This is a genomic window from Novosphingobium sp. 11B, from assembly GCF_054589055.1.
This window is the reverse complement of sequence record NZ_BAAILP010000290.1, coordinates 18,431-22,896: the sequence shown is the minus strand read 5'-3', so window position 1 is coordinate 22,896 and position 4,466 is coordinate 18,431. Positions and strand designations below refer to the sequence as shown.

The window sequence follows — 4,466 nt, the reverse complement described above, 5'->3', positions numbered from 1 at the left end:
GGGGACCGCCGCCGAAGGCGGTGGTGGAGGGGTAGCAGCCCCCTCCGTCAGCCCGGCGGGCTGCCACCTCCCCATTCCCTCGGAACAGGGAGGATTGGGCGTTCACACCACCTTCGCGTCCCGCAGCGCGGCGACTTGCGCCTCGTCGTAGCCCAGCTCCGAAAGGATGGCGTCGGTATGCTCGCCCAGCATCGGCGGGGCCATGCGGATCGTCGCCGGGCTCGCCGACATCTTCGCGAGCGGGCTGGCGATGAGATCGACCGAGCCGCTTTCCGCCCATGCATGCGGCGTCGTCGCCTTCAGGCCGCGATGTTGCACCTGCGGGTCTTCCCAGACGTCGGCCAGTTCATTGTAGCGCGCCGCCGGAATGCCCGCGCCGTCGAGCATGGCCTGAACCTCGAGGGTCGGAAAGCGGCCACTCCAGTCGTTGATGATGGCCATCAACTCGGCGCGATTGGTCTTGCCGCGCTTCAGGTTGGAATCGAAGCGCGGATCGTCGTTCAGTTCGGGCTGATCCATCAGCACCGTCAGGCGCCGCCAGTGCTCGTCGGTGCCGGCGGTGAGGTAGATGATGCCGTCCGCGCAATGGATCAGGTCCGCCGGGCCGCCGCCGTTGCCGCCGTTGCCGAGGCGCGGCGGGGCGTTGCCGCTTATCAGGTAGTCCTGCATGATGTGGCTGACCATCGCCACCGAACTGTCGAGCAGGGCGATGTCGATGTACTGCCCCTCGCCGGAGCGGGTGCGGTGCATCAGCGCGCCGAGGATCGCCAGCGCGGTGTTGTGGCCGGTCACGAAGTCGACGAGGCTGGGGCCGGTCTTGAGCGGGCCGGAGCCCGGCTGGCCCTCGGGAATGCCGGTCACCGCCATCATGCCGCCGGTCGCCTGGAACAGCCCGTCATAGCCCGGCAGCGCCGCCATCGGCCCGGTCTGGCCGAAGCCGGTGACCGAGCAGTAGATGAGGCCCGGGTTGATTGCGCGCAGGCTCTCGTAATCGAGGCCGAAGCGCTTGAGGTCGCCGACCTTGTAGTTCTCGATCAGCACGTCGGCGTTCTTCACCAGATCGCGCAGGATCGCCTGCCCCTCGGGCCGGGAATGGTTCAGCGTGATCGAGCGCTTGTTGCGGTTGGACACGGTGAAGAAGCTGGAGTGCCGCGTCTCGATCCCGTCCTTGCCGGGCACCCACGAGAAGCCGTAGCCGCGCCCGTCGTCGCCCACGCCCGGCCGCTCCACCTTGATGACGTCGGCTCCGAGATCGCCGAGGATTTGCGCGCCGACGGGGGCGGCGAAGACGCGGCTCATGTCGATGACGCGGATGCCTTCGAGGGCGGCCTTGGGTGTGCTCATTGTGCCTGTTCGCTCGTTGTCTGAGCCTTCTGACTAGCCCTGTGCGGTCCGGGGACAAGGCAGCCTCGGGCAATACCGCCGGGGCGGTTCGACGCCTGCCGGAGCGGCGGCTAACACGGCCTTGCAACGGTGGAGGAAGTCGAAGTGAAGGTAGCGATCATCACGGGTGCGGGCAGCGGCATCGGCCTCGAAACCGCGAAGATCCTGCACGGCGAGGGCTTCGCGATCGTCGGTGTCGGCCGCTCGAAGGACAAGCTGGCGGCGCTGGAAGCCGCGATCGGCAATCCCGACCACGTCCTTGCCATCAGCGCCGACCTGACCGACCCGGCCGCGCCCGGAGCCGTCGTCGCGCAGGCGCTGGCCCGCTTCGGCCGCATCGACGCGCTGGTGAACAACGCGGGCGTCGGCAGCCCCAAGCCGCTCGACGAGACGGACGACGAGACGCTCGACGACTTCCTCGACATCATGCTCGTCGCCCCGTTCCGGCTCTGCCGCGACGTGATCCCGCATCTGGGGGAGGGCGCCAGCGTGGTCAACGTGACGAGTACATTCGCGCATATCGGCGGACGGCGCGGCGGGGCCTATTCGGCGGCCAAGGGCGGGCTCAAGTCGATGACCGAGCACATGGCCTGCGAATACGGCCCGCGCGGCATCCGCTCCAACTGCGTGGCACCGGGCGTGACGATGACCGACATGGTGCGCCACCGCTTCGAGGACGAGGGCTTCAAGCGCGCCAACGTCGAGACCACGCCCTATCCGCGCCTCGCCCAGCCGGAGGACATCGCCTCGGTCATCGCCTTCCTGTGCCTGCCGGGCAGCGAGATGATCAACGGGCAGTCGATCGTGGTGGACGGCGGCTGGACGGCGACGAAATATCTCTCCCCGCGCGTCACCCGCACGACTTGGGTGGAGCCGGAATAGTCTGCTCAGTCTGAGCGGGGTTTGGGGGTTGCCTTTGATCTGACGGGAGTTTCAGGCCGCCACCCGCAGCACGTTGCGGCCGCTGCGCTTGGCGGCATAGAGCGCGGCATCGGCGGCGGCGAAGGTGGCCTCCGGCGATCCGTCGATGAAGGCGAGACCGGCACTGACACCGATGGGGATCAGCGTACCCTGCCACTCGACCCGGGTGACGAGGCGGTTGATGCGGCGGCGCACGGCGCTTTCCAGCGTTGCGGCGGGCATCGTGGCGGGTAGCAGCGCCGCGAATTCGTCACCGCCGATGCGGGCGATCAGACGGGCGCCGGGGAAGGCAGTGGCCAGGCGTTCCCCGAAGCGGGCGATGCAGGCATCCCCGGCGGCGTGCCCCCAGCGGTCGTTGATCGCCTTGAAGTCGTTGAGGTCGAACATCGCCAGCGCACCGATGCGCGACAGCCGTTCCGACCCGGCGGGAAGGTCGAGGAATTCGGACTGGAACCGCGCCCGGTTGCCGAGGCCCGTGAGCGGGTCGTTCTCGGCAAGGCGGCGCAGCTGTTCCCACTGCAGGCGCTCCTGCGTGATGTCCTGCTTCATGCCGTAGATCTGGACCGCGCGCCCATTTTCCACTCGCGTGTTGGCGGCCAGCCTCAGCCAGCGCGCCTCGCCGCCCGGCTGGCGAATCTGCGCTTCCATCGAGAAGCCGGAGCCTGTCTCGATCGCCTGCGCGCGCAGGCGCAGCATGATCTCGCGAGATTCCTCATGGTAGAGGGCGACGGTATCGCGACGTTCGAAATGCGTGTCGTGGGAGAGGCCGAAGATTTCGAAGACGCCGTCGGTCCATTCGAGTTGCTCGGTAGCGAGGTCGCAGCTCCAGGCGCTGAGCCCGACCAGCGCCGCGGCCCGTGACACGAGGCGACCGTCGGTAAGCGGGCGGATGGCGGTACGATGCCGGTCGGTCTGCAGATACAAGATTGGCCCCCTTGCGCCATCCATCCGCCAATGGATCCACAATGGTTTAATTCCTTATGGTAAAACGTTCGCTAACGGAACTGCCATTTGAGCGGGCGCATTGCTCCGATGGGGTCAAGCCTGCGGCGTTGTCATTTCTGCCCGGGCTGCGGATAGCCTTCGGTCGGGACAAAGGAAGAAAAGCGCCATGATCCGCGGCATCCACCATATCGGCATGAACTGCCGAGATCTCGAGCGGATGAAGCGCCTCTATTGCGACGCGCCGGGCTTTGCGCCGGTGGACGCCGACGGGCTTTCCTGGGCGCGGGAGCCGGTCATGGACCACATCGTCGATCTGCGGGGCTCTGTCGCAAAAGGGTATGTGTTGCGGGTGGGCGGTTGCTACATCGAGATGTTCGAATATACCGCGCCGCCTTCCGACCTCGACCGGCCGTTGCGGCCCAACGATCGGGGCTACACGCATTTCCGTATCGACGTGACCGACATCGAACGGGATATCGCGCACCTGAGGGCATGCGGGATGACGTTCAACGACCGCGATTTCGTCGCTGTCGGGCATGCGACCCGGAGGGGAGCGTCATCGAGGTGCAGCGATGTGCCCCGGGCAACGGCTTCACCTTCGAGGAACTGCCGGCTTTCACGTGAGCACGGCTAGCGAGGCGCGCTCTACCAGTTGCGCATCGAAAGGGCCGGGCGGTGCCGCGCTCCGGTCCAGTATCCGGTTGATCGCCTCGTGGCCGATGCGCTCCCAGGGGATGCGCACCGAGGCCAGCGGAGGAAGCAGGCGGCGGGCGATCGAGGTGTCGTCGAACCCGACGAGCGATAGCGCTTCGGGAACCGGCACGCCCGCCTGTGCGGCCGCATGAAGGACGCCGGCGGCCATGTCGTCGTTGCAGGCGAGAATCGCGGTCGGCCGCGGACTGATCTCCAGCAGCAGCCGTCCGGCGGCCATGCCGGACTCGAACGTATCGTCGCCCGGCACGATCAGCGCCGGGCCCCGGTCGAGCCCATGTTCGGCCATGGCATCGAGATAGCCGAGTTCGCGTTGCCGGGCGCCGGGGGAGGTTTCCGGCCCGGCTACAAGTCCGATCCGCGCATGGCCCAGCGTCACCAGACGGCGCACGGTCAGCGCGGTGGCGGCCCGTTCGTCGCAGGACAACTCGGGCGCCAGACCGATGCGCAGGCAGCGGGTCCGCGCGCGGTCGCACACGTCCACAAGATCGCTGCGCCCGCCGAGG

The 4,466-nt window shown here is 67.7% G+C and carries 5 protein-coding genes; 2 read left to right on the top strand and 3 right to left on the bottom strand.

Features of this window, described 5'->3' with window-relative positions:
- Positions 1 to 102: 102 nt before the first annotated feature.
- Positions 103 to 1,344: a CaiB/BaiF CoA transferase family protein gene (locus tag ACYPYD_RS25105; protein WP_069707501.1), complete on the bottom strand. Its 1,242-nt coding sequence runs from the start codon at positions 1,342 to 1,344 to the stop codon at positions 103 to 105.
- A 144-nt stretch (positions 1,345 to 1,488) separates the two neighbouring features.
- On the opposite strand from ACYPYD_RS25105, the gene ACYPYD_RS25100 reads away from it, so the two are divergent.
- Positions 1,489 to 2,265 (top strand): SDR family NAD(P)-dependent oxidoreductase, encoded by a 777-nt coding sequence (locus ACYPYD_RS25100; protein ID WP_008831106.1) that lies wholly within the window; start codon positions 1,489 to 1,491, stop codon positions 2,263 to 2,265.
- Between the two features lie 51 nt (positions 2,266 to 2,316).
- Here ACYPYD_RS25100 and ACYPYD_RS25095 read toward each other — a convergent pair whose 3' ends face one another.
- Complete coding sequence (locus ACYPYD_RS25095; protein ID WP_051586667.1) at positions 2,317 to 3,228, bottom strand: GGDEF domain-containing protein; 912 nt, start codon at positions 3,226 to 3,228, stop codon at positions 2,317 to 2,319.
- Positions 3,229 to 3,415: 187 nt separating this feature from the next.
- Between ACYPYD_RS25095 and ACYPYD_RS25090 the strand changes: the two genes are divergently transcribed.
- Positions 3,416 to 3,883: a VOC family protein gene (locus tag ACYPYD_RS25090; RefSeq protein ID WP_459666198.1), complete on the top strand. Its 468-nt coding sequence runs from the start codon at positions 3,416 to 3,418 to the stop codon at positions 3,881 to 3,883.
- Here ACYPYD_RS25090 and ACYPYD_RS25085 read toward each other — a convergent pair.
- Positions 3,866 to 4,466 (bottom strand): substrate-binding domain-containing protein (locus ACYPYD_RS25085; protein WP_459666195.1); only part of this gene is annotated, 601 nt, incomplete at its 5' end. The genes ACYPYD_RS25090 and ACYPYD_RS25085 overlap by 18 nt on opposite strands.

Bases quoted from the DNA above. Each gene is read 5' to 3' on its own strand.
- ACYPYD_RS25105 (WP_069707501.1), bottom strand. From the start codon at position 1,344: ATGAGCACACCCAAGGCCGCCCTCGAAGGCATCCGCGTCATCGACATG.
- ACYPYD_RS25090 (WP_459666198.1), top strand. From the start codon at position 3,416: ATGATCCGCGGCATCCACCATATCGGCATGAACTGCCGAGATCTCGAG.